The organism is Mycolicibacter longobardus (genome assembly GCF_002102265.1).
GTDB lineage: Bacteria > Actinomycetota > Actinomycetes > Mycobacteriales > Mycobacteriaceae > Mycobacterium > Mycobacterium longobardum.
Map to the genome: position 1 here is coordinate 18954 of NZ_LQPG01000018.1, position 21563 is coordinate 40516.

The following is a 21563-nucleotide window of genomic DNA, read 5'->3' on the forward strand; positions in this document are numbered from 1 at the left end:
CGCGCCCTGTCGGGGTGGCCCGGCATGATGGCGTGGTGACCACCGCGGTACGGCCCGACGCCCAGGCGATTCTGGAGCAGCTGGCCGGACCCGAGGCGCGGCTGCGCGACGACCAGTGGGCCGCGATCGAAGCCCTGGTAGTCGGGCGTCGCCGCGCGCTGGTGGTGCAGCGGACCGGCTGGGGCAAGTCGGCGGTGTACTTCATCGCGGCCAAACTGCTGCGGGCTCGCGGACACGGGCCGACGGTGATCGTCTCGCCACTGCTGGCGTTGATGCGCAACCAGGTCGCCGCCGCAGAGCGGGCAGGCGTGCACGCCGCCACCATCAACTCGTCGAACGTGACCGAGTGGGCCGAGGTGCAGGATCGGGTGGCTCGCGCCGACCTCGATGTGCTGCTGGTCAGCCCGGAGCGGCTCAACAATCCGGACTTCCGCGACGAGGTGCTGCCCGCGCTGGCCGCCCGGGCCGGGCTGGTCGTGGTGGACGAGGCCCATTGCGTCTCGGACTGGGGCCACGACTTCCGGCCGGACTACCGGCGTATCCGCACCCTGATCGCCGAACTGGGCACGGGAGTCCCGGTGCTGGCGACCACGGCGACGGCCAACGATCGGGTGGTCGAGGACGTCGCCGGTCAGCTCGGGGTCGGTGGTGGCGACACCCTGGTGCTGCGCGGCGGCCTGGACCGGGAGTCGCTGCGGCTGTCGGTGGTGGCCGCCGGTGGCCCGGCGCAGCGCGCCGCCTGGATCGGTGCCCACCTGAACGAGCTGCCCGGCTCCGGGATCGTCTACACGCTCACCGTGGCCCAGGCCCACGACGTGGCCGCCGACCTGCGCGCCCAGGGGTTCGCGGTGGCCGCCTACACCGGTTCGACCGAATCGGCCGACCGGGAGCAACTCGAGGCGGATTTGCTGGCGAACCGGGTCAAGGCGCTGATCGCCACTTCCGCGCTGGGTATGGGGTTCGACAAACCCGACCTCGGTTTCGTCGTCCACCTGGGTGCCCCGTCCTCGCCGATCGCCTACTACCAGCAGGTCGGGCGGGCCGGACGCTCCACGGCCAGCGCCGAGGTCATCCTGCTCCCCGGCACCGAGGATCAGGACATCTGGCGCTACTTCGCGTCGCTGGCGTTCCCGGCGGAGTCCTTGGTGCGCAAGGTGATCGCCGAGCTTTCCCCGGACCGGCCGCTGTCGACGCCGGCCCTGGAGTCCCGGGTAGACCTGAACCGCTCGCGTTTGGAGATGGTGCTCAAGGTCCTCGACGTCGACGGCGCGGTGCGCCGGGTCAAGGGCGGTTGGCTGGCCACCGGCGCGACCTGGAGCTACGACGAGCAGCGCTACCGCAAACTCGACGAGCTGCGCCGCGCCGAGCAGCAGGCGATGCTGGACTACCAGAGCACCGGCGAGTGCCGGATGAGCTTCCTGCGCGCCCAGCTCAACGACCCGCAGCTGCGTCCCGCGGAACGGTGCGGGCGGTGCGACAACTGCGCCGGGCCGCGGTTTGCCGCCGAGGTGGATCCCGCCGCCGCCGCGGCCACCCGGGAGCGGCTGATGCGTCCCGGGGTGGAGATCACCCCGCGGCGGCAGTGGCCGTCGGGGATGGGCCAACTCGGCGTCGACCTGTCCGGCCGGATCACCGACGGCCCGGAGCCCGGCCGCGTCATCGGCCGGCTCACCGACCTGGGCTGGGGCGCCCGGTTGCGTCGGCTGCTCGACGAGCCGGACGGCGAGGTTCCCGACGAGGTGGTGCGCGCGGCGGTGACTGTGTTGGCCGGCTGGGATTGGCAGGTCAGGCCCACCGCGGTGCTGGGGCTGGACTCGGCCACCCACCCGGTGCTGATCGGCTCGCTGACCGACCGGCTGGCGCAGCTCGGCCGGCTGACCCGCCTGGACACCCTGCGGTATGCGCCGGGCCGGCGGGCGACGACGGCGGCGAACTCGGCCTACCGGGTCGCCGCACTGCAGGGTTGTTGGCTGCCTCCCGCCGAGCTGCCGGCGGGCACCGGCCCGGTGCTGTTGGTCGACGACGTGACCGACACCGGGTGGACGTTGACGATGGCGGCCCGGGTTCTGCGCGCGGCCGGTGCGCCACAGGTCATGCCGTTTGCTCTGGCCAGCGTCAGCTAACCTGTCCCGCGGCGCGGGTACCGTCGAGTGATGAGCGGCATTACTCGAGCAATTGCGGTCGGATTGTTGAGCGTGGCCGGTGTACTGGCACCGGTGGCCAACGCCGAACCGTGCGATCAAACCGTCGGCGAATCCATCGACTCGTACCTGAATCGCCATCCCGACATCAAGAACGACTTGGCCAATCGGGGTAAGCAGGAGGACCCCGGCGCGCCGAACCCGGTGCTGGCCTACCTCGAACGCCACCCGAACGTGCGGCAGGCGTTGATCACGTTGTCCCAGCAGTGTGCGTGACGAACGGCGAGCGGAACACATATCGACTGGTGGGCACCGTGTCGATGTTCTGGTGCGCGCCGAACCGCGAGACGCTGGCCAGCAGTCGGCTGACCCGGTCGCCCAGATCCGCGTCGTCGGCGGCGCCGTAGAACGCGTACGGGTCTGACACCGCCTCGTCGGGGAACAGTTCCTCGACGATCGCGTCTATCCGGGGCGCGTCCTGGGTGAGCGCGCGGACCACGGTGTTCTGGGTGTAGCCGAAGGTCGCCTGGGTGTCGATCGCGATCTGGGTGTGGTCGATGTGCCAGCGGTGCAGCCAGGTCTCCTGATCCAGATCGGCGGGCCGGCGGAGCAGCGCAACATTGGCCAGGCCGGGAGTGCGCGCGCCGTCGCCGGGGTCCGGCGGTGGCATCGGTGTCGATTCGGTCACCAGATACGCTGCCGCCGAATCAGATTCGGCTTCGATCAGGGCAATGGCTGCTCGAGTGGCTTCGCCGTAGTACTGCTGGGTCCACAGGCTGATGATGGCCGCCGCCGGCGGATCCAGCGTGGTCAGGGTCATCATGGCGTCGCGCACCGGCTCGTCGCGCACATTCACCGCGACGCCCGGCAGCCCCAGTTCCAGCAGCTTGGCGGCGACCGGACCGCGCAGGTTCTGGCACCATTGTTCGCTGAAATCGGCTGTCCGCGCGATGATCACGACCTTTTCCATCGGTGTCTCCTCAACGGGTGGCGGAGCGAAACGCCCCGACGAGTTCGCTCAGCAGGTCAGCGGCCCGGCCGGTGTCGGACGGCAGTGAGCAGGTGACGCGCACATCGGTGACTCCGGCGGCCACCAGCGCCGGTGCCGAGGCTGCGGTGGCGGCGGGGTCGATCGAGCCGTCCGGGTTCTTGACGGTGGTGGCATGGCCCAGCACCTGCAGGCCGGCGGGATCCCCGTCCAGGCCGGCGATGCGGTCCTTCATCGCCGCGATGGCGCCGGCCGGGTCGCGCATCGCCGGGCCCCACGGGATCCAACCGGAGCCGAACCGGGCCAGCCGGCGCGCCACGGCGTCGTTGACGGTCCCGCTCACCCAGATCGGAACACCGTCGGGCTGAACGGGTTTGGGCATCTGATGGATGTTCTCGAAGGACAACTCCGGGGAGGCGTAGCTGCTGCGGTTCCGGGTCCACAGTGTCTGGCACACCTCCAGGGTGTGGTCCAGGAGCCGCCCGCGGCGCTCGAACGACAGGCCCGCGGCCTCGTACTCCTCGCGCTGCCAGCCGACGCCCACCCCGAGATCCAGTCGCCCGCCCGACAGTACGTCCAGGGTGGCCAGTTGCTTGGCCAGCACGGCCGGCCGGCGCAGGGCCGCCAGCAGCACCGCGGTGCCCAGGCGGATACGGGTGGTGGTCGCAGCCAGTGCGGTCAGCACGATCAGGGGTTCCAGCCACTGGCCGTCGGGCCCGGTCGGCTGGCGTCCGCCGGCGATCCCGCCGAGCCGCGGGTCGGCGTAGGCGTCCGGGTTCTCGCCGAACACAACATGATCGGAGACCACCACGCGATCCACTCCGGCGGCGTCCATCGCCCGCCCCAGGGCCAGCGTGGTGGACCAGTCATGGCCGGGGTCGTCGGTGAAAGTCTTCAGCTGCAACGAGATCTGGGGTGCCATCATGGCCGCACCTGCCAGGCCGGCCGGGATTCGATCGCGTCGATCGACAGCTCGCGCACCGCGATCCGCCAGGCCTGCTCGACGCGGCGATAGGTGTCGCTGTAGCGCAGGTACCAGACGTGGTCGATGAACTTGCCGCCGCTGTCGACCCAGTGGTGCGCCACCCCGGTGACCGCGCCGGTCGCCACATCGCCGGAGGCTTGCCCGGTGTAGAACTCGCCGACGATGCCGTGGTGGGTGCGAGTCACCGCCGACAACGCAGACATCGCATCCCGCACGCCGGCGTGGCCCCGGTGGCGCACGCAGGGCTCCAGGTGATCCGGCGGATTCGGCAGCACCAGTTCGGCGTCCGCGGTGAACAGCTCAGCCAGCTCGTCGAAGCGGCGGGCGTCGACGTAGCCGGCGTAACGGTGCACGAGCTCGGACAGCTCCAGCTGTGAGGCAACGGACAAGGCCAGCTCGGTCATGGCGCCGACCCCAACAGCGGCGCCGGCTTGGTCCCGCCGAGTTGCGCGGTGAGCGCATCGGCGGTCCGGAGCAACCCGCGCGCCCATTTGGTGATCTCCGTGTCGGTCAGTGCCCGTTGGGCGTGCAGGGACACCACCATGGCCTGGCGCTGATGGTGGTCGTAGACCGGCGCGGAGATGACGCTGATGTCGTGACGACCCCGGCCACCGGCCTCACTGCGCAGATATACCCGCTCGCCGATATCGGAGACCAGCTCGCCGAGCAGGGCCCGCAGCTCGTCGGGCAGGTCGCTGGACAGGCCCGCCATCAGACCGTAGAGCCGTTGTCCGCCCGGGGTCAGTCGCTCGACGAGATAACCGTCGGAACGGCATTCGGCGACGACGCGCTCAAGCCGCTCGCTCTCCGAGCGCAGCGGGATGGTGGGTTGCCGGGCCAGCCAGTCCCGCAGGGCAGAGTCATCCCAGAGCACGAACATCAGCCCGACCGGGGGTGCGAACGGATAGCTCTGGCCGGCTTGGACCCCCGGGTTTGTGCGGCGGTTCCAGCTTCGGCTCTCCTGCGTCGAGCCTCGCTGAACCCCCGGATGCGCGTTGGGTGCCGCCACCAACTCCAGCACCGTGATCCGATCATCGACCACCGCGCTCAGCGCGACGGAGGTGGCGAAATCCGCGGAGAGCCGGCGCAGTTGCTCGCGTGCCTCAGGACCGACCCGCAGCGACTGCTGGGCGGCGCGGCCCAGCGAGATCAGCCCCGGCCCCAGCCGGTAGGTCTTGTCCGGGTCGTCGCGGGTCAGGTACCCGGCTTCGGCCAGGGCGGTGGCGATGCCCAGGCAGGTGGGCTTGGCCAGGCCGGTGCGGCGGGCCAGTTCGGAAAGGCCGAAGCCCTGGTCGGGATGGCGGGCCAGGAAATCCAGGATGGTCACCACCCGCTCGGTTGGGGGGGATGACCGCACGACGTGTCGGGGCGCCGCTTGTTCAGACGCCGCTTTTCCAGGCACAGCCATTGCAGCATGCTACCGCGACGGTCTAAGGTTAGTTCAAGATATCTACCATGCTGGTCCAATATTGGACCGCCAGACAGATTTGGGAGGTGCTGCAGCGATGTACTCCGAACCGCTTTCGGCCGCGATCGCCGAGGCGGAGAAACTGGTAGCCGCGGCCCCTCACATCGAGACCGAAGCCGACCTGCTCGAGGGCCTGCAGTATCTGGCCGGCGGCGTGGAAGCGTGCGTGCACGCCGCGTTCAACAGCGAACGCGACCACCCGTTCCTGCTGTCGGGCACCGGACCGTTCACCAAGATGGGGCTGGACAATCCCGACACGCTGTACTTCGGCACCGTCGTGCGTCCGGGCAATGAGTACGTGGTGCGCGGCACCCGCGGCACCACCACCGACCTGAGCTTCCAACTGCTCGGCGGCGAATACACCGACGCCAATGTTCCGCCCAGCGAAGCGGCGTTCGACGACCGCGAACTCAGCATCGCCGCCGATGGTGGCTTCACCTGGCGTTTCCAGCCGAAGTCCCCGGCGCAGCTGGTGATCCGCGAGGTCTACAACGACTGGGCCGCCCAGCGCGGCACGCTCTCGATCGCCCGGACCGACACCGAGGGCACCGCACCGCCGCCGCTGACCAGTCAACTCATCGAGAAGCGTTATGCGGCAGCGGGAAAACAGCTGATCAACCGGGTCAAGACCTGGCTGGCGTTCCCGCAGTGGTTCTACCTCAATCTTCCGGTCAACACCATGGTGGCGCCGCGGCTCACTCCCGGCGGGCTGGCCACCCAGTACTCATCGGCCGGGCACTATGAGCTGGAGCCCGACCAGGCGCTGGTGATCACCCTGCCGGTGTCGGATGCGCCGTATCTGGGATTTCAGCTGGGCAGCCTGTGGTACATCTCGCTGGACTACATCAACCACCAGACATCACTGAACGGCACTCAGGCGCAAGCGGATCCGGACGGCAAGATCCGGATCGTGGTCTCCGACACCGATCCCGGGGTCACCAACTGGGTCGAGACGCTGGGGCATCGGCGCGGCTTCCTGCAGTTCCGCTGGCAGCGGGTGTCGCGGCAGCTGACCGAGGCCGACGGTCCGACCGTCGAACTCGTCGATGTCGACGCGGTGCCGGCCGCGTTGCCGTACTACGACCACAACAAGATTTCCCAAGACAGCTGGCGAGCGCGTATCGCGCAGCGCCAGCAGCAAATCGCTAACAGAATGCTGGGGTGAAGATGACTGGAATCCTCGACGGCAAAGTTGTTGTGATCAGCGGGGTCGGGCCGGGCCTCGGCAGCACGATGGCGAATCGGTTCGCGGCCGAAGGCGCCGACCTGGTCCTGGTCGCGCGCAGCGCGGATCGCCTGGAAGAGGTCGCAAAGCAGGTCAGGGCCGCCGGACGTCGCGCGCTGGTGGTGCCGGCAGACATCACCGACGACGACCAGGTCGCCCACCTGGCGGAGGCCGCGTCGGCGGAGTACGACCACATCGATGTGCTGATCAACAATGCCTTCCGGGTGCCGTCGATGAAGCCGTTGGCGCAAACCACGTTTCAGCACATTCGGGACGCGATCGAGCTCAGCGGGCTCGGGGCACTGCGCCTGACCCAGGCGTTCACGCCGGCCCTGGCCGAGGCAGGCGGATCGATTGTCAACCTGAACTCGATGGTGATCCGGCACTCGCAGCCCAAGTACGGTGCCTACAAGATGGCTAAAGCCGCGCTGCTGGCGATGTCGCAGTCGCTGGCCTCCGAGTTGGGCGAGCAGGGTATCCGGGTCAACTCCGTTGCGCCCGGCTATATCTGGGGCGACACCTTGCAGGGCTACTTCGCCCATCAGGCCGGCAAGTACGGCACCACGGTGGAACAGATCTACGCCGCCACCGCCGCGAACTCCGATCTGAAGCGCCTGCCCACCGAGGACGAGGTGGCCTCGGCGGTGCTCTTCCTGGCCAGCGATCTGGCCAGCGGGATCAGCGGCCAGGTCCTTGACGTCAACTGCGGGGAGTACCACAACTGATGACCGAGCACACCGGCCGCATTGATGTAGGCACCGTCGAGGACCTGCACGCCTCGGCCACCAAGATGGTCGGCCTCGACGACTTCGGGCCCGACGACGACAACTACCGCGAAGCACTCGGCGTGCTGCTGGATTCCTACCGCACCGAGGCAGATCTCACCGAGCTGGGCAGCAAGATGAACCGGTTCTTCCTGCGCGGTGCGCTGGTGGCCCGGCTGCTCTCGCAGGCCGGTTGGAATGCGCACCCGGAGTACACCGAGGTCGCCGTCGAGCGGCCGATCTTCGTCACCGGGCTGCCCCGCACCGGCACCACCGCGCTGCACCGGCTGCTGGGCGCCGACCCGGCGCACCAGGGCCTGGAGATGTGGCTGGCCGAGTTCCCTCAGCCCCGGCCGCCGCGCGAAACCTGGGACACCAACCCGGTTTTCCAGCAGATGCAGGCCCAGTTCGCCCGGCACCACGAGGAGAACCCGGATTACACCGGGCTGCACTTCATGACCGCCGACGGCCTGGAGGAGTGCTGGCAGTTGCTGCGCCAATCGCTGCACTCGGTGTCCTATGAGACGCTGGCGCATCTGCCGAGCTATTCGCGCTGGCTGTCCGAACAGGACTGGACCCCGGCATACCGGCGGCACCGCCGCAACCTGCAACTGATCGGGCTCAACGACCCGGGCAAGCGGTGGGTGCTCAAGAACCCCAGCCACCTGTTCGCCCTGGACGCGATCATGGCGGTTTACCCGGACGCGCTCGTCGTGCAGTGCCACCGGCCGCCTGCGACCATCCTGGCGTCGATGTGCTCACTGGCCCAGCACACCACCGAAGGCCAGTCGAACACCTTCACCGGCGCGCAGATCGGCGCCGATGAGATGGAGACCTGGGCTCGCGGGCTGGAGCTGTTCAATGCCCAACGCGCCCAATATGATCAGGCGCAGTTCTGCGACATCGACTATAAGGAGTTCGTCGCCGACCCGCTGGCCACCGCGGCGGGCATCTACGAACGCTTCGGTCTGCCGCTCTCGGATGCGGCTCGCCAAGCCATGGCCGAGGACTACGCGGCCAGCAAGACCGGGCCCCGGGCACCCAAGCACGAGTACTCGCTGGCCGACTACGGCCTAACCGCTGAAGAGGTGCAGGAGCGCTTCGCCGGCCTGTGATTTCCCTGGCGCGAGCAGACGCAGAATCGCACTCCACGACTGCGCGGAGTGCGATTCTGCGTCTGCTGGCGGGGTGAGGCAGGCGGCTCAGTCGATGCCGTCGCCGGGCGGTGGAGCGGTGGAGCGCTCCTCCAGGTGGCCCTCGGCGACCGCGTGCAGAATGCTCTTCGCCAGTTTCGGGCAACCGCGGCTGCGGCTGCTGGTGTGGCCGGCCTCGCGTTCAGCGGTGAAATGCGCGCACCGCTTCACCGCGTCCGAATTCCATTGCACCGAGGTGTATCCGGGCCCCAGCTTCTTCACCTCGACGGTGGCCGTACAGTGTCGGCATTCCACCGGCATCAGGCCCGAATGCAGGTAGCGGTCCGTATCCCGTTCGGTCGCAGCACGTATCGCCTCATACCGTTCCGGGTCGACCGGGAACAGCGGCTGCCGCGCGTAGCGGGTGTCGGGGCCGTCGTCGTCGGGGTGGTCGCCGTGCTCGTCGTGGTCGTGGTGCGGGCCGTAGAGCAGCAGCATGGACCGCGCCAGCTCGCCGGCGTCGGGAACCTCGCGGGCCATGGCTACGGCCTACTCTGCCGTGACGGTTTCGGCGGCTTTCTCTTCCTGCTCTTCCTCGGCCTGCACCCGCAGGTTCTCGGCGACCTCGGCGTTCCACTTCTCGTTGGCCACCGTGGCATCGATCTCGATCTCGTAGCGATCGGTCATGTCCGGGGTGACGTCGGCGGCGTCGACGTAGAACTGCGAGTACCAACGGCGCAGCTGGTAGACCGCGCCGTCCTCCTCGACCAGCAGCGGGTTCTCGATCCGACTCTTGTGGGTCCAGATCTCGACATCCTGCAGGAAGCCCTTGCTGACACCATCGGTCATCGCGTCGGCGATCTTCTCGGTGGTCGCGTCGTCCAGGCCCTTGGGCTTCTGCACGATCACGCCCCACATCAGCCGGAACTGGTCATGGCTGATCGGGTAGTGGCAGTTGATGAGGATCGACTCGGCCTTGAAACCGCTGTAGCTGTTGTGCAGCCAGTTGATCATGAACGAGGGGCCGAAGTAGGAGGCCTCCGAGTCCAGTACCGACTGGCCGTACTGGGTGCCCAGGCCCGGGACGTCGGGGCGACCGACGTTGCGCAGGTACTGCGAGGCGATGTGGCCCTCGAAGACGTTCTTGAACGAGGTGGGCAGGCCGTAGTGGATGTAGAAGAAGTGCGCGAAGTCGGTGACGTTGTCGATGATGTCGCGGCAGTTCGAGTCGATCACCATGCTGTTCCAGCGCCAGTCGGTCCACTCTCCGCTGGACCACTCTTGGATCTCCGGGATCCGCACCTCGTCCGGCGGCGGATTGCCCTCCGGGTCGTGGTACATGAACAGCAGGCCGCCCCGCACGTCGGTCGGGAAGGACTGGGTGCGGGCCACCCGCGGGGTCCGCTTGGAGTAGGGGACCAGCTTGCAGCGGCCGTCGCCGCCCCAGCGCCAGTCGTGGAACGGGCAGGCGACCTCGTCGCCCTTGATCTCGCCGCGGCTCAGGTCGCCGCCCATATGGCGGCAGTAGGCGTCGAGCACGTGCAGGTCACCGTGCGAGTCGGCGAACACCACCAGCTTGGCGCCGAACGCGTGGATGGAGTGCGGTTTGCCGTCCTTGAAGTCTTTCACCGGGCCCAGGCAGTGCCAGCCCCGGGCATAGCGGTCCGGAAGTGTGCCGGTATCGATGTGGCGGACGCCGACCTCGGCGTTGTCAGTGCTCACCAGTTGCCTCCAACCCTCTGCTTCTAACTAGAACACGTTACAGTTTTGACACGTGTTTGCGCAATAAACCCTGCTGGTTCGGGGTCTTTGGTCCCTGGTATATGTGAACGATGCAGCTGTTCTCGTTCAACGGTCGCTCGCCACGGATCGACCCCACGGCATTCGTCGCTCCCACCGCCACTTTGATCGGCGATGTCACCATCGAAGCCGGGGCCTCGGTGTGGTTCGGCGCCGTGTTGCGGGCCGATGATGCGCCCATCGTGGTGCGGCAGGGCGCCAACGTGCAGGACGGCTCGGTGCTGCACGTGCCACCGGGTGTCCCGGTGGATATCGGCCCGGGAGCGACGGTGGCCCACATGTGCCTGATCCACGGGGCCAACATCGGCGCCGAGGCACTGATCGGCAACCACGCCACGGTGCTCGACGGTGCGGTGATCGGCAGCCGCTCCCTGGTGGCGGCCGGAGCGATGGTGCTCGCCGGGACCAAGATCCCCGCGGGAGTGCTGGTGACCGGTGCGCCCGCCGCCGTCAAGGGCCCGATCGCCGGTACCGGCGCCGAGATGTGGATCAACGCGAACCCGCCGTACTACCAGGATCTCGCGCAGCGTTACCGCGACGGCCTGGAGCCGTTTGAGCTGGACGGTTGATGTCGCTCGTCGCCGATCGTGTACTCAGACCGAAAGATCGCCGCGGAAGTCGGTCTGACTACACGTTCGACGCGGGTGTTGGCCTAGCCGTCTTGGCGGCGCGGTCCAACTCCCAGTAGGCGCGCAGCGCGACAAGTTCGCCCTTCTCGTTGGCCCGGTAGGTGAAGACGCCTTCGGTGACGATCTGGTGGCCGGCCATGGTGATCGTGATGTTGCCGGTGTTGGCTTCCTCGTCGCCGCACTGGAAGGTGTCGGCGAAGTTGAACTCGATCTTGTCGGTCGGCGCGATCGCCTTGTCCCAGAACGCCGAGATCTCGTCGCGGCCGCGGTGACCCTTGCCCTCCGGGTCGAAGTGCGACGGCCCGATCGGGTCCTGCACGATCGCATCGTCGGCGAAGTTCGAGAGCCAGGCTTCCTTGTCGCGGGCTGCTACGGCGTCACGGGAGCGCTTGCCTGCCAGGTGTGCGGGGTGATCAGTGTTCATCCGGGGGTCCTCATCAATCGGCGGGATCAATTGGCGGGCTTGGGGGCGGGCCTGTCGGAGCTGACCACCCACATCGAGTAGTACTGCGAGCCACCGCCGTAGGCGTGCCCGAGCGCCTTGCGGGCGTTCGGCACCTGGTGGTCACCGGCCTTGCCCATCACCTGGATCGCCGATTCGGCGAACCGGATCATCCCCGAGGCTCCGATCGGGTTGGAAGACAGCACACCACCGGAGGCGTTCACCGGCAGCTTCCCCCCGATCGCGGTCTCGCCGGCCTGGGTGAGCTTCCAGCCCTCACCCTGCTCCGCAAAGCCCAGGTTCTCCAGCCACATCGGCTCGAACCAGGAGAACGGCACGTAGATCTCCGCGGCGTCGATCTCGTCGATCGGGCTGGTGATCCCGGCTTCCTTCCACAGCGCGGCCGCGGCGTCGCGACCGGCCTGCGGATTGACCTGGTCGCGACCGGAGTAGGCCAGCGGTTCGGTGCGCAGCGCGGTCGCGTGAATCCAGGCCACCGGCTCGCCCGCGTCGATCCGGGCCTGTGCCGCGTCCTCGTCGCCGATCACGATCGCACACGCACCGTCCGAGGACGGGCAGGTCTCGTCGAAACGAATTGGATCCCAAAGCATCTGGGAGGCCATCACCTTCTCCACGGTGATGTCGGGCTGGTGCAGGTGCGCGAGCGGGTTGCGGGCGCCGTTGAGCCGGTCCTTGACCGCGACTATCGCGCCGATGTCGTTCGGTGCGCCGGACCGGCGGATGTAGGCGCGTACGTGCGGGGCGAAGTAGCCGCCGGCGCCGGCGCCGACCGGCTTGGTGAACGGCACCGGAATGCTCAGCGCCCACATGGCATTGGACTCCGACTGCTTCTCCCAGGCCATCGCCAGCACCCGCCGGTACTTGCCGGACTTCACCAGGCTGGCCGCCACGACTGCGGTCGACCCGCCCACCGAGCCGGCGGTGTGCACCCGGATCAGCGGTTTGCCGCCGTTGGGGCCTGTGGCGCCAACAGCATCCGCCATGAACAGCTCCGGCATCATGACGCCCTCGAAGAAGTCCGGCGCCTTGCCGACCACGATCGCGTCGATGTCGTCGAACGTCGAGCCCGAATCGGCCAGGGCGCGGTCGATGGCCTCACGCACCAGGCCGTTCATCGACACGTCCTGGCGCTTGGCGACGTACTTGGTCTGCCCGGTGCCCAGCACCGCAGCCAATTGGCCCATCAGTTGCGTCCTTCCATCACTGCGACCAGGTTCTGCTGCAGCGCAGGCCCGCTGGTGGCGTGGGCCAGTACCCGGCCCGCCGAACCATTGAAGATGTGCTGCGCGGCGAAGCCGATGCGCTCCAGCCCGGCGACGAACATCGGATTGGCCGCCAGGGCACCGCCGGAGGGGTTCACCTTCGTCTTCGACGGCAGTCGCATCGCCTCGGTCAGGATCAGCTGCTGATGGGTGAACGGCGCGTGGATCTCGGCGACGTCCACCGCGGGCATGGCATCGCCGCTGGCCGTGAGTGCCGAGACGGTGGTCGACGGCGACCGGGTCAGGTCGCGGCTGCCCAGCACCGGTGACTCGATACGGTGCTCGAAACCGGTGATCCAGGCCGGGTTCTCGCACAGTTCGCGGGCCCTGTCGCCGGCGGCCAGGACGATCGCGGCGGCACCGTCGGTGATCGGCGCGATGTCGTGTCGCCGCAGCGGGTCGGCGAAGAACGGGCGTTCCAGCAGTTCGTCCAGGCTGGTGGAGGACTCCACCGAGTCCACCCGATCGGCGACCGCGAATGAATCCAGCGCCACCCGGGCCATCTGTTCGGCGGTCCACTGGCCGCCGTCGAGACCGATCCGGGCTTGCAGCCCGGCGATCGAGACCGAGTCCGGCCACAGCGGCGCGACGGTGTAGGGGTCGGTCTGCAGGGCCAGGATCCGGCGCAGCTGTCCGGCCGAGGACTTGCCGAATCCGTAGGCCAGCGCGGTGTCGACCTCGCCGGTCAACACCTTGATGTAGGCCTCATAGAGCGCCCAGGCGCCGTCCATCTCCACATGCGACTCGTTGATCGGCGGAACCGCGCCGATCGAGTCGATCGCCGAGATGAATGAGAATGCCCGTCCGGCAAGGTAATCCGACGATCCGGAGCACCAGAAGCCGATGTCGGTCTGGGCGATTCCCAACTCGGAGTACAACTGAGCAAAACACGGCATCAACATCTCGACGCCGTTGGTGGTGCCGTCGGTGCGGCGAACGTGCGGGGCGTGGGCAAAGCCCACCACCGCGACATCGCGTTGCGTCATGCTGCCCCTCACAGGTGGTGCTTGTAGGTGTCGTAGTCGGCGTCCGGTTCGCCGGTGGGCCGGAAGTATTCGATGTTGTCGATGCCCAAACCCCACTCCTCGCGGGGCTTCCACACCGCCTCGACGCGCATGCCCATCCGCACGTCGTGGGCGTCGATCTCGGACACCAGGTGCAGGAACGGGATGTCGGCGCCGTCGAGCAGCACATAGGCCGCCACATACGGCGGCTTGATGCGCTGCCCGGCGAACGGGATGTTGATGATGGCGAACGTCGTCACCGTGCCCTTGTCGGGCAGCTCCACGAAGTTGTCCAACGGCAGACCGGTGGCCGGATCGGCTTCCTTGGGCGGGAAGTACAGCTTGCCTTCGGTGCCGGTGCGCGCCCCGAGCAGCTTGCCCTCCTGCAGGGCGCGCAGGTATGCGCTCTCCGGCAGCGAGGCGGTGTGCTGGATCTCCAGGCTGGACGGGATCACCACCATGCTCACCGGGTCGCGCTCATCGGTGGTCTCGGTGGACTCGGCGGCGGGTTCTTCATCACCGATCTCGAAGTAGGCGATGTCGGTGATCGCCCCGACGGGCTCGTCGGCCCAGTGCACGTGCACCCGGGTGCCGGTGCTGATCGCTTGGGGACTCTCCGCCGCCACCGCGTGCAGCAACGGCACGTCGGCGCCGTCGAGCTTGATCAGCGCCCAGGCGAACGGAGTGTCCAGGGGCTGGCCCTCCAGCGGGGCCGGCTGCCAGGTCCACGAGACCACGGTGCCGACACTGGCCACCGGTACGATCTCGGTGAGCTGTTCGTAGCTGACCGGGTCGTATTCGGCAGGCGGCACGTACACCCGACCGTCGGAACCTCGGACGCCGACGATGCGGCGCTCACGCAGAGCGGTGAAGAATGCGCCGAGGGTGGGGCCGACTGAACGTGTGTAGTCGAAGGACAACTTCAACGGCGCGGAAAGAGGCGGCTCGTGCTCATCGATCTGCGCGCGGTGGCTTTGGCTGGCAGTCACGGCATCGAGTAGAACAGGTTCTAACAATGGTGGCAAGCATGCGAGCAAGGAGCCAAGGATGAAGCTGGGACTGCAACTGGGATATTGGGGAGCGCAGCCGCCGACCAACCACGCGGAACTGGTGGCCGCGGCCGAGGAGGCCGGTTTCGACGCCGTTTTCACCGCCGAGGCCTGGGGCTCCGACGCCTACACGCCGCTGGCCTGGTGGGGCTCGTCGACGTCGCGGGTGCGGCTGGGCACCTCGGTGGTGCAGCTTTCGGCGCGGACCCCGACCGCCTGCGCGATGGCCGCGTTGACGTTGGATCACCTCTCCGGCGGCCGCCACATCCTGGGACTGGGTGTGTCCGGGCCGCAGGTGGTGGAGGGCTGGTACGGCCAGCGTTTCGGAAAGCCCTTGGCCCGCACCCGCGAGTACATCGACATCCTGCGCCAGGTGTGGGCGCGTGAGGCGCCGGTGACCAGTGCGGGCCCGCACTACCCACTGCCGCTGGGCGGTGAGGGGACCACCGGGTTGGGCAAGGCGCTCAAGCCGATCGTGCACCCGCGGCGCGCCGACATTCCGGTGATGCTCGGCGCGGAAGGCCCGAAGAACGTCGCGCTGGCCGCCGAGATCGCGGACGGTTGGCTGCCGATCTTCTATGCCCCGCGGCTGGCCGACATGTACAACGAGTGGCTGGACGAGGGCTTCGCCCGGCCGGGGGCGCGGCGTACCCGCGAGGACTTCGAGATCTGCGCGACGGCGCAGGTGGTCATCACCGACGACCGTGCCGCGGCGTTCGCCGGCATCAAGCCGTTCTTGGCGCTCTACATGGGTGGTATGGGATCCGAGGACACCAACTTCCACGCCGAGGTCTACCGCCGGATGGGTTACGGCCAGGTCGTCGACGACGTGACCAAGTTGTTCCGCACCAACCAGAAGGAAAAGGCTGCCGAGATCATCCCCGACGAGCTGGTGGATGACGCCGTGATCGTCGGCGACATCGACTACGTGCGTAAGCAGATCAAGGTGTGGGAGGCCGCCGGGGTGACCATGATGGTGGTCGCCGCGCGCGACACCGCCCAGGTTCAGCAGCTCGCGGCGCTGATCTGAGTCGGGCGCGGCCCCGCCTTGCGAGGGCACTAGAACGCGTTCTAGATTGGCCGGATGAGCGAAGCCGGCCTGTGGAACATTGCCCGTGACACCCCCGACGCCGTCGCCGTGGTCGACGTCCACGGTGGTCAGCTGACCTACGGTGAGCTGGCCGCTCGCGCGGACCGCTACGGACGTGGCCTGCAGGCAATGGGCTTGGAACCCGGCGACGTGCTGGTGATGGTGCTGCCCAACATCGTCGACACGTTGGCGGTGTACTTCGCCGCCATGCAGACCGGGCTGTACATCGTCGCGATCAACTGGCACCTGACCGGTCCGGAGATCGGCTACATCCTCTCCGACAGCGGCGCGAAGGTTGTTGTCGCTCACGAGCGGTTCGCCGAGGCATCCAAGATCGCCGCGGACGAGGCCGGCCTGCCCGCCCAGGGGCGGTTTGCCGTCGGAGACGTCGAGGGGTTCGCCCCGCTGTCCACGTTGGGCGCCGAGGAGCCGGCAACCCGGCCCGACGTGCGCACCATGGGCGCCGCGATGCTCTACACCTCCGGTACCACCGGCAAGCCCAAGGGCGTCAAGCGTCCGCTGACCGGCGCCGACCCCGACGCGGTTCCGGTTGCCTCGGCCGGCTTCTTCGCGCTGTATGACCTGGCGCCGTTCGACAACCACGTACACATCTGTGGCTCGCCGCTGTATCACACTGCGGTGCTGAACTTCTCGTCGATCTCCATCCAGCTCGGCCACAAGGTGGTGCTGATGGACAAGTGGGACCCCGAAGAGATGCTGGCGCTAATTGACGAGCACAAGGTCACCCACAGCCACATGGTGCCCACCCAATTCCGTCGGCTGTTGGCGCTGCCCGCCGAGGTGCGCGCCCGCTACGACATGTCCTCGCTGCGCAACATGATCCACGGCGCGGCGCCGTGCCCGCCCGAGGTCAAGCGCCAGATGTTGGACTGGTGGGGCCCGGTGATCACCGAGTACTACGCCGCCACCGAGGGCGGCGGCACCAAGATCAGCGGCGCCGAGTGGCTGACCCACCCGGGTTCGGTGGGCAAGGCTTGGCCGTATTCGGTGGTCAAGGTGCTCGACGACGAGGGCAACGAGCTGCCGTCCGGCGAGGTCGGCACCGTCTACATGCAGATGGGCGGCTCCACCTTCGCCTACCACAACGACCAGAAGAAGACCGAGGAGAACCGCGCCGGTGACCTGTTCACCGTCGGTGACGTCGGCTACCTGGACGAGGACGGCTACCTGTACCTGCAGGACCGCAAGACGAACATGATCATCTCCGGCGGGGTCAACGTCTACCCGGCCGAGATCGAGAACGAGCTGATCATTCACCCGAAGGTGCTCGACGTCGCGGTGTTCGGGGTGCCGGACGAGGAGTGGGGTGAGGCGATCAAGGCCGTCGTCCAGACCGCCGAGGACGTGACCGGTGACGACGCGCTGACCGCCGAGCTGATGGAGTACGCGGCGGCACGGCTGGCGAAGTTCAAGCTGCCCAAGTCAATCGACTACATCGCGGAGATGCCGCGCGACCCCAACGGCAAGCTGTACAAGCGCAAGCTGCGTGACCCGTACTGGGAGGGTCGGGAAGCGAAGATCTAGGGGGTGGTGTCGTCTAGGGCCGTCCTGGCTGCTTGCTCAATCTGCTCAACTGACATCAGCATGATGTGACTGAATATTGTCGATATACCAGACATAAGGACAGCGCAGTCGCCCCGCAGGCATATTTTTATGTGTGCGTCGTTGACGGGGGTGACGTCAACACTGGGCGCATATCCCTTTTTATATAGATCAGCACCCAACTCGCCGGAGGCGAGACTTGGATATGCCGAGCATGCCCAATCCCAGATCAGGTATTTTTCCGTCAACTCAAATGTGGCAAATTTGGCGATGCTGGTTGATCGCTGGTTGCGGTCGTTGACTGTATCAATTATCCACCAGTGGCTCTTCTGATAGAGGTGTACCGAATAGTCGCCAGACGTGAACAAGAACGCGCAATCGTCGCACTTGGCCGAAACTGCCACGTCAGTGAGGCCGCTTCTGGGAGCCCATTCCATCCAAATTTCTGAAAGGCGCGAAAAATCCGTCATCTGTCACCCAATCTTCCGTACGACTCCAAAGCGTTCCAAGTCATTCACTGCGCCGGTTGTTCCGTCTGGCCTGATTATTCGGAATTGTGTTCCGCCACCGGGTTGGTGAAACCACGGCGCAGTTTGTGACTGCTCGATATGCCAGCCGGGCGGCAGCGCCGTGGGATCGTTGACGACATACCGTAGATACGGTTTCGTTGCGCTTTCCGGCGGGAGTGATAATTCGGCAAATGGCGTCCCTTTCGGAGCCATGTAGCCGCCGTATTCAGAGCCGAATCGTCCGAGCTCGGTGCCAGCGGCCAAGTCGGCGTCGGGGATGACGGTGCCCGGTATGGCGTAGGGCTTGCTGGCCAGGCTGTCATTAGGGTAGATCAGGTGGCCGGCGGAGTCGGTGTACTGGGGTCCGGGTTCGATGGGGTGGTAGCCGTCGAACAAGGGTGATTCGGGTGGGAGCGGATGTACCTCGGCTGCCTGGGGCGCCACGTGTGGGCCGCTGGCATGCGGGGCGTGTTCGTGGGTGACAGGCGGGGGGACGTGGTCGCCGCTGGTTGTGACCGGGGTGTGCAGTCCCTGGTGGACTGCGAGGTCGTCGGCGGCGGCGTGGGCACGGATTTCGGCTTGGGCTGTCGCGCGCGGCAGCACATTGTCGGCGCTCAGACCCGCGGCACTACCGCCACCGGCTTCGAGGGCTTCGCGGGCGAATAGTGCCCTCATTCCCTGCCAGCCGGCTTCGACGCCGGCCTTGCCAGCGCTGACCGCGGGACCGGCGCCCACCGCGGTGAAGATGACGTTCTGCAGCAGCGCGTCATCGGGGGTGACCCGGCCCGGATCGAGGAATCGAGAGGCGACCAGTTTGCCGTCCTGATAGGTGAAGTACGCCCCGCTGCCGGCTCCGGCGCCCTGGTCGTAGATCTCGCCGCGACCGTTCTTGAGCACCCCGGTCACCACCATCTTCTGACCGTCAAGGGTGTAGGCGAACGACAGTGCCCCGTCCTTGCCCAGCTGCACCGACGCCGGGTCGATCGTCGAGTAGTCGGGGATCTTGCCCAGGTCATCGAGGGCATCGGCAAGGTTCTTCTTCAACGCCGGTAGCCGCTTCATGGCCTGCTGGGCCTCATCGCTGCCGGCACCCTTCGCATAGGCTTTCGCCGCGGCATCATCGAGGGCCTTTTGAGCGGCCCGCACTCGGGCCATGGCATCCAGCACCGCGTGATCGTTGGCCCGCAACAGGTTATCGAATGCGGACTGGTTGCCCGGCGCTGTCGGGGCGGGGCTCAGGGGCCGGTAGCCGTACAGTGGTGCCGCGTCGTAGCCATCTGACAACAGCCTGCTCGTTGAGTCCTGAAGTGTGGCTGCGTAGTCGCCACGGATCTTTTCGATCTGATGCAGGATGCCGGCAGTGTCATCGATCGCCACCTGCTCCAGCTCGGAGGTGTCGAGGTCCGCTTCCTGGTACATCCCGATGCGGTTGTCGATGTCTTGCAGCTGAACCTCTAGCGCATGGATCTTCTTGGCCGCTGACTTCTGGGCTTCGGCCAGGGCGGCTGCGATGTTCTCCAGGTCGGTGCCGATCGCGGTGAGCTGGGTTTGCTGCAGGTGCAACGTAGTGGTGGCGCGCCGCACTTCGGGCGAGTCGTTGATCGGATGCTCGCCGTTCTCCCGGTTCCAGGCCGTCTGGAAGCGTTGGCGGGCTTCGGCAAATGCCGCGCCGGACTCGGCGGTACACGCGCCCGCGTTGTGGAAGGCCTGCGCGAGCTCGTCGACGACGGCCGGGTTGCCGCTTTGCAAGGTGTTGTTGACCTGCCACGGGTCACCGCCGGCGGCGTCGATGAGCAGCGCCAGATTTATATGCCGGAGTTGCACCGCACCGCACGAAGTTCGGCCGCACTGTGCTGGTCCATGCCGATGAAGGCTTCCCGGGCGCGGTGTGCCTTGTTGGCGACATCGGTCAGAACCCGGCGGTGATCGTTGAGGGTAGTGACATGGTCGCTGTGGCGGGTCGAGATCGCCTGGTGGTAGACGTCGGCGGCGCCGAAACTGCCGAAAATTCCTGCGGTTACCGCGTTTTGATCCAGGGATTCGGCACCCGCCCGGGCGTGGTCCGCGGCGCCGTGGGAATGGGTTGCACCGTCCTTCAGCATCGCTGGATCGACGAACATCCCCAGCCCCTCCTATGCGTCAGCCGTGGATCAACATTGACAGCCGGATAACGGAGCGTCAATCCACCGGGGTGAAGAACGAGATTTGTGGATCAGGTGACGGCCCGCCGAATGCCCACGTGACACCTGCCGCGGCTGAAACCACGTTGGCTGGCTATGAGGCTTTCGGCGACCCGCTTTGGGCCTCCTTACAGCGGAAACAACATGTAAGCGAAGAACCGTGACTCGGGGCTACCATCCGTGAGGTGACCATGACGCAGCCCTGGCCCGCACCGCCAGCACCAGTCCGATCCCGCAACTGGCTAGCAGTGACACTCGCTGCCCTGGCCGTAGTCCTTGCGGCAGCCGCGTTGATCGTGGCGCTCACGCGGTCAGGATCGGGGGCAGCTCCTACCTACACGGCGGCGCAGAAGGCTGAGGCGAAGACAAAACTGTGTGACAGCTATCGACTTGCAGCCCAAGTCGCGCATATCGAGACAACGGGTCCAGAAAGCGATCTCGGATTGGCGCGTAATGCTCTCACAAATGGCGCCCTAATGCTTGAAACTGCCGCCGACGCGCCAGCCCTAGGTTCGGAATATCGTAATGCAGCTCGGGAGCTAGCGGCGGTCTATCAAACTCAGGCCGCCATGGGCACGAGGGGAATGGCCACTACTGAAGAATACCAGTCAATCGTTAATGACTCGAACGCCAAGGATCGCATGATGAGAGAGTTGTGCGGTGACTGACCTTCCTGACTCCAGGCCGTTCACGCAGATGTTGATTGGTGCTTGGTGGCCTGGTCCGCCCACCGGTCCGGTCGAAGCAGTTGCGTTTTGGTCTAGTCAAACAGATGTCAAACAGAGGGAGGCTGAGGAACTCAACAACGCGGCTACTTGGCTGGGGGAAAACAACAGTGGCCACACCTTTGAGGATATGCTGAGCCGCCTGCGGCTTGGAAAGAAGCGGTTGCTCGACGTTGCTCACCAGTGCCGCACCAAAAAGGAAGCCAATGAAAGTGTTGTCACCGCGGTGAACCACCTGCGCGAGACATTGACAAGTATCGCGAAATCAGGCAATGACGAGATTGACAAAATCCAGAAGAGTAATGAACCGCCAGAAGCGAAGGTCGCGAAAATTAGTGGCGTGGTATTTGAGGCGAATCGACAAGCCAGCACCGCAGCGATAACCGCAAACAATTCGATAGTCGACGCCACGCAGCGGATGTTCGACGAAACCGGGGTCCGCGCAAACGCTGACGAATGGCTGAGAGGCCACGGCGCAAACCTCGATGTCCCGCCCCCGCGAAAACCGATCCCGGACGAGGTGACCAGGGCACAAAGCTATGTCGGCGGCCAGGGCGGCCTCGGGACCAATGGCTCTCGACCCAC

23 protein-coding genes are annotated in these 21563 nt (G+C 66.7%); 9 read left to right on the top strand and 14 right to left on the bottom strand.

Going from position 1 to position 21563, the window contains the following annotated elements:
• Positions 1-35 precede the first annotated feature (35 nt).
• Positions 36-2123 (top strand): RecQ family ATP-dependent DNA helicase, encoded by a 2088-nt coding sequence (locus AWC16_RS09925; RefSeq protein WP_085264734.1) that lies wholly within the window; start codon positions 36-38, stop codon positions 2121-2123.
• Positions 2124-2153: 30 nt separating this feature from the next.
• Entirely contained in the window at positions 2154-2417 is a 264-nt protein-coding gene (locus tag AWC16_RS09930; RefSeq protein WP_085264593.1) for a heme-binding protein, read from the top strand.
• Here the strand turns inward: AWC16_RS09930 and AWC16_RS09935 are convergent.
• Genes AWC16_RS09935 through AWC16_RS09950 form a run of 4 tightly spaced genes read right to left on the bottom strand, consistent with a single transcriptional unit; the run spans position 2392 to position 5522 of the window.
• Entirely contained in the window at positions 2392-3111 is a 720-nt protein-coding gene (locus tag AWC16_RS09935) for an EthD domain-containing protein (protein ID WP_085264594.1), read from the bottom strand. The genes AWC16_RS09930 and AWC16_RS09935 overlap by 26 nt on opposite strands.
• 10 nt (positions 3112-3121) lie before the next feature.
• Positions 3122-4054, bottom strand: a complete 933-nt coding sequence (locus tag AWC16_RS09940) for a TIGR03619 family F420-dependent LLM class oxidoreductase (RefSeq protein WP_085264595.1) — start codon at positions 4052-4054, stop codon at positions 3122-3124.
• On the bottom strand, positions 4051-4518 hold the full coding sequence (locus tag AWC16_RS09945; RefSeq protein WP_207572294.1) for a nuclear transport factor 2 family protein: 468 nt from the start codon (positions 4516-4518) through the stop codon (positions 4051-4053). The genes AWC16_RS09940 and AWC16_RS09945 overlap by 4 nt, the downstream gene beginning before the upstream one ends.
• A complete protein-coding gene (locus AWC16_RS09950) occupies positions 4515-5522 on the bottom strand; it encodes an IclR family transcriptional regulator (RefSeq protein WP_085264596.1) in 1008 nt (335 codons plus the stop codon). The genes AWC16_RS09945 and AWC16_RS09950 overlap by 4 nt, the downstream gene beginning before the upstream one ends.
• Before the next feature lie 97 nt (positions 5523-5619).
• Between AWC16_RS09950 and AWC16_RS09955 the strand changes: the two genes are divergently transcribed.
• Genes AWC16_RS09955 through AWC16_RS09965 form a run of 3 tightly spaced genes read left to right on the top strand, consistent with a single transcriptional unit; the run spans position 5620 to position 8686 of the window.
• The gene (locus AWC16_RS09955; protein ID WP_085264597.1) at positions 5620-6747 is read left to right on the top strand and encodes a hypothetical protein; all 1128 of its coding nucleotides are present in this window, start codon (positions 5620-5622) and stop codon (positions 6745-6747) included.
• 2 nt (positions 6748-6749) lie between these two features.
• Complete coding sequence (locus AWC16_RS09960) at positions 6750-7532, top strand: SDR family oxidoreductase (RefSeq protein ID WP_109561356.1); 783 nt, start codon at positions 6750-6752, stop codon at positions 7530-7532.
• Positions 7532-8686, top strand: coding sequence for a sulfotransferase family protein (locus tag AWC16_RS09965; protein ID WP_085264599.1), 1155 nt, complete (start codon positions 7532-7534; stop codon positions 8684-8686). Before AWC16_RS09960 ends, AWC16_RS09965 begins: the two co-directional genes overlap by 1 nt.
• Positions 8687-8773: 87 nt before the next feature.
• Here AWC16_RS09965 and AWC16_RS09970 read toward each other — a convergent pair whose 3' ends face one another.
• Together AWC16_RS09970 and AWC16_RS09975 are read right to left on the bottom strand one after the other, a co-directional pair.
• Positions 8774-9244, bottom strand: a complete 471-nt coding sequence (locus AWC16_RS09970; protein ID WP_085264600.1) for a hypothetical protein — start codon at positions 9242-9244, stop codon at positions 8774-8776.
• Positions 9245-9253: 9 nt separating this feature from the next.
• Complete coding sequence (locus tag AWC16_RS09975) at positions 9254-10426, bottom strand: 3-ketosteroid-9-alpha-monooxygenase, oxygenase component (protein ID WP_085264601.1); 1173 nt, start codon at positions 10424-10426, stop codon at positions 9254-9256.
• Positions 10427-10536: 110 nt separating this feature from the next.
• Here AWC16_RS09975 and AWC16_RS09980 point away from each other — a divergent pair, with 110 nt between their 5' ends.
• The gene (locus tag AWC16_RS09980) at positions 10537-11073 is read left to right on the top strand and encodes a gamma carbonic anhydrase family protein (RefSeq protein WP_085264602.1); all 537 of its coding nucleotides are present in this window, start codon (positions 10537-10539) and stop codon (positions 11071-11073) included.
• Positions 11074-11131: 58 nt separating this feature from the next.
• On the opposite strand, the gene AWC16_RS09985 is transcribed toward AWC16_RS09980, so the two are convergent.
• The 4 genes from AWC16_RS09985 to AWC16_RS10000 are packed head-to-tail and all read right to left on the bottom strand — an operon-like array spanning position 11132 to position 14851.
• On the bottom strand, positions 11132-11557 hold the full coding sequence (locus AWC16_RS09985) for a nuclear transport factor 2 family protein (RefSeq protein WP_085264603.1): 426 nt from the start codon (positions 11555-11557) through the stop codon (positions 11132-11134).
• Between the two features lie 26 nt (positions 11558-11583).
• Positions 11584-12780, bottom strand: a complete 1197-nt coding sequence (locus tag AWC16_RS09990; protein WP_085264604.1) for a thiolase domain-containing protein — start codon at positions 12778-12780, stop codon at positions 11584-11586.
• On the bottom strand, positions 12780-13844 hold the full coding sequence (locus AWC16_RS09995) for a thiolase domain-containing protein (RefSeq protein WP_085264605.1): 1065 nt from the start codon (positions 13842-13844) through the stop codon (positions 12780-12782). Before AWC16_RS09995 ends, AWC16_RS09990 begins: the two co-directional genes overlap by 1 nt.
• Before the next feature lie 8 nt (positions 13845-13852).
• Positions 13853-14851 (bottom strand): Zn-ribbon domain-containing OB-fold protein, encoded by a 999-nt coding sequence (locus AWC16_RS10000; protein ID WP_085264606.1) that lies wholly within the window; start codon positions 14849-14851, stop codon positions 13853-13855.
• A gap of 58 nt (positions 14852-14909) precedes the next feature.
• Between AWC16_RS10000 and AWC16_RS10005 the strand changes: the two genes are divergently transcribed.
• Together AWC16_RS10005 and AWC16_RS10010 are read left to right on the top strand one after the other, a co-directional pair.
• On the top strand, positions 14910-15941 hold the full coding sequence (locus tag AWC16_RS10005) for an LLM class F420-dependent oxidoreductase (protein WP_085264607.1): 1032 nt from the start codon (positions 14910-14912) through the stop codon (positions 15939-15941).
• A 54-nt stretch (positions 15942-15995) separates the two neighbouring features.
• Complete coding sequence (locus tag AWC16_RS10010) at positions 15996-17546, top strand: acyl-CoA synthetase (protein WP_085264608.1); 1551 nt, start codon at positions 15996-15998, stop codon at positions 17544-17546.
• Here the strand turns inward: AWC16_RS10010 and AWC16_RS25055 are convergent.
• Genes AWC16_RS25055 through AWC16_RS10025 form a run of 3 tightly spaced genes read right to left on the bottom strand, consistent with a single transcriptional unit; the run spans position 17543 to position 20193 of the window.
• Complete coding sequence (locus AWC16_RS25055) at positions 17543-18034, bottom strand: hypothetical protein (protein WP_234812202.1); 492 nt, start codon at positions 18032-18034, stop codon at positions 17543-17545. The genes AWC16_RS10010 and AWC16_RS25055 overlap by 4 nt on opposite strands.
• 3 nt (positions 18035-18037) lie before the next feature.
• On the bottom strand, positions 18038-19897 hold the full coding sequence (locus tag AWC16_RS10020; protein WP_085264609.1) for a TNT domain-containing protein: 1860 nt from the start codon (positions 19895-19897) through the stop codon (positions 18038-18040).
• Positions 19879-20193 carry a DUF2563 family protein gene (locus tag AWC16_RS10025; protein ID WP_085264610.1) on the bottom strand — a complete coding sequence of 105 codons (315 nt, stop codon included), beginning with the start codon at positions 20191-20193 and terminating at the stop codon, positions 19879-19881. Before AWC16_RS10025 ends, AWC16_RS10020 begins: the two co-directional genes overlap by 19 nt.
• Positions 20194-20444: 251 nt before the next feature.
• On the opposite strand from AWC16_RS10025, the gene AWC16_RS10030 reads away from it, so the two are divergent.
• A complete protein-coding gene (locus tag AWC16_RS10030; protein ID WP_085264737.1) occupies positions 20445-20921 on the top strand; it encodes a hypothetical protein in 477 nt (158 codons plus the stop codon).
• 322 nt (positions 20922-21243) lie between these two features.
• On the opposite strand, the gene AWC16_RS25060 is transcribed toward AWC16_RS10030, so the two are convergent.
• Positions 21244-21450, bottom strand: a complete 207-nt coding sequence (locus tag AWC16_RS25060; RefSeq protein WP_133055929.1) for a hypothetical protein — start codon at positions 21448-21450, stop codon at positions 21244-21246.
• Between the last annotated feature and the right edge of the window lie 113 nt (positions 21451-21563).

Excerpts from the sequence above, each read along its gene's own strand:
- AWC16_RS09930 (WP_085264593.1), top strand. The coding sequence starts at position 2,154 with ATGAGCGGCATTACTCGAGCAATTGCGGTCGGATTGTTGAGCGTGGCC.
- AWC16_RS09935 (WP_085264594.1), bottom strand. The coding sequence starts at position 3,111 with ATGGAAAAGGTCGTGATCATCGCGCGGACAGCCGATTTCAGCGAACAA.
- AWC16_RS09940 (WP_085264595.1), bottom strand. The coding sequence starts at position 4,054 with ATGATGGCACCCCAGATCTCGTTGCAGCTGAAGACTTTCACCGACGAC.
- AWC16_RS09945 (WP_207572294.1), bottom strand. The coding sequence starts at position 4,518 with ATGACCGAGCTGGCCTTGTCCGTTGCCTCACAGCTGGAGCTGTCCGAG.
- AWC16_RS09950 (WP_085264596.1), bottom strand. The coding sequence starts at position 5,522 with ATGGCTGTGCCTGGAAAAGCGGCGTCTGAACAAGCGGCGCCCCGACAC.
- AWC16_RS09955 (WP_085264597.1), top strand. The coding sequence starts at position 5,620 with ATGTACTCCGAACCGCTTTCGGCCGCGATCGCCGAGGCGGAGAAACTG.
- AWC16_RS09960 (WP_109561356.1), top strand. The coding sequence starts at position 6,750 with ATGACTGGAATCCTCGACGGCAAAGTTGTTGTGATCAGCGGGGTCGGG.
- AWC16_RS09965 (WP_085264599.1), top strand. The coding sequence starts at position 7,532 with ATGACCGAGCACACCGGCCGCATTGATGTAGGCACCGTCGAGGACCTG.
- AWC16_RS09970 (WP_085264600.1), bottom strand. The coding sequence starts at position 9,244 with ATGGCCCGCGAGGTTCCCGACGCCGGCGAGCTGGCGCGGTCCATGCTG.
- AWC16_RS09980 (WP_085264602.1), top strand. The coding sequence starts at position 10,537 with ATGCAGCTGTTCTCGTTCAACGGTCGCTCGCCACGGATCGACCCCACG.
- AWC16_RS09985 (WP_085264603.1), bottom strand. The coding sequence starts at position 11,557 with ATGAACACTGATCACCCCGCACACCTGGCAGGCAAGCGCTCCCGTGAC.
- AWC16_RS09990 (WP_085264604.1), bottom strand. The coding sequence starts at position 12,780 with ATGGGCCAATTGGCTGCGGTGCTGGGCACCGGGCAGACCAAGTACGTC.
- AWC16_RS09995 (WP_085264605.1), bottom strand. The coding sequence starts at position 13,844 with ATGACGCAACGCGATGTCGCGGTGGTGGGCTTTGCCCACGCCCCGCAC.
- AWC16_RS10005 (WP_085264607.1), top strand. The coding sequence starts at position 14,910 with ATGAAGCTGGGACTGCAACTGGGATATTGGGGAGCGCAGCCGCCGACC.
- AWC16_RS10010 (WP_085264608.1), top strand. The coding sequence starts at position 15,996 with ATGAGCGAAGCCGGCCTGTGGAACATTGCCCGTGACACCCCCGACGCC.
- AWC16_RS25055 (WP_234812202.1), bottom strand. The coding sequence starts at position 18,034 with ATGACGGATTTTTCGCGCCTTTCAGAAATTTGGATGGAATGGGCTCCC.
- AWC16_RS10025 (WP_085264610.1), bottom strand. The coding sequence starts at position 20,193 with ATGTTCGTCGATCCAGCGATGCTGAAGGACGGTGCAACCCATTCCCAC.
- AWC16_RS10030 (WP_085264737.1), top strand. The coding sequence starts at position 20,445 with ATGACGCAGCCCTGGCCCGCACCGCCAGCACCAGTCCGATCCCGCAAC.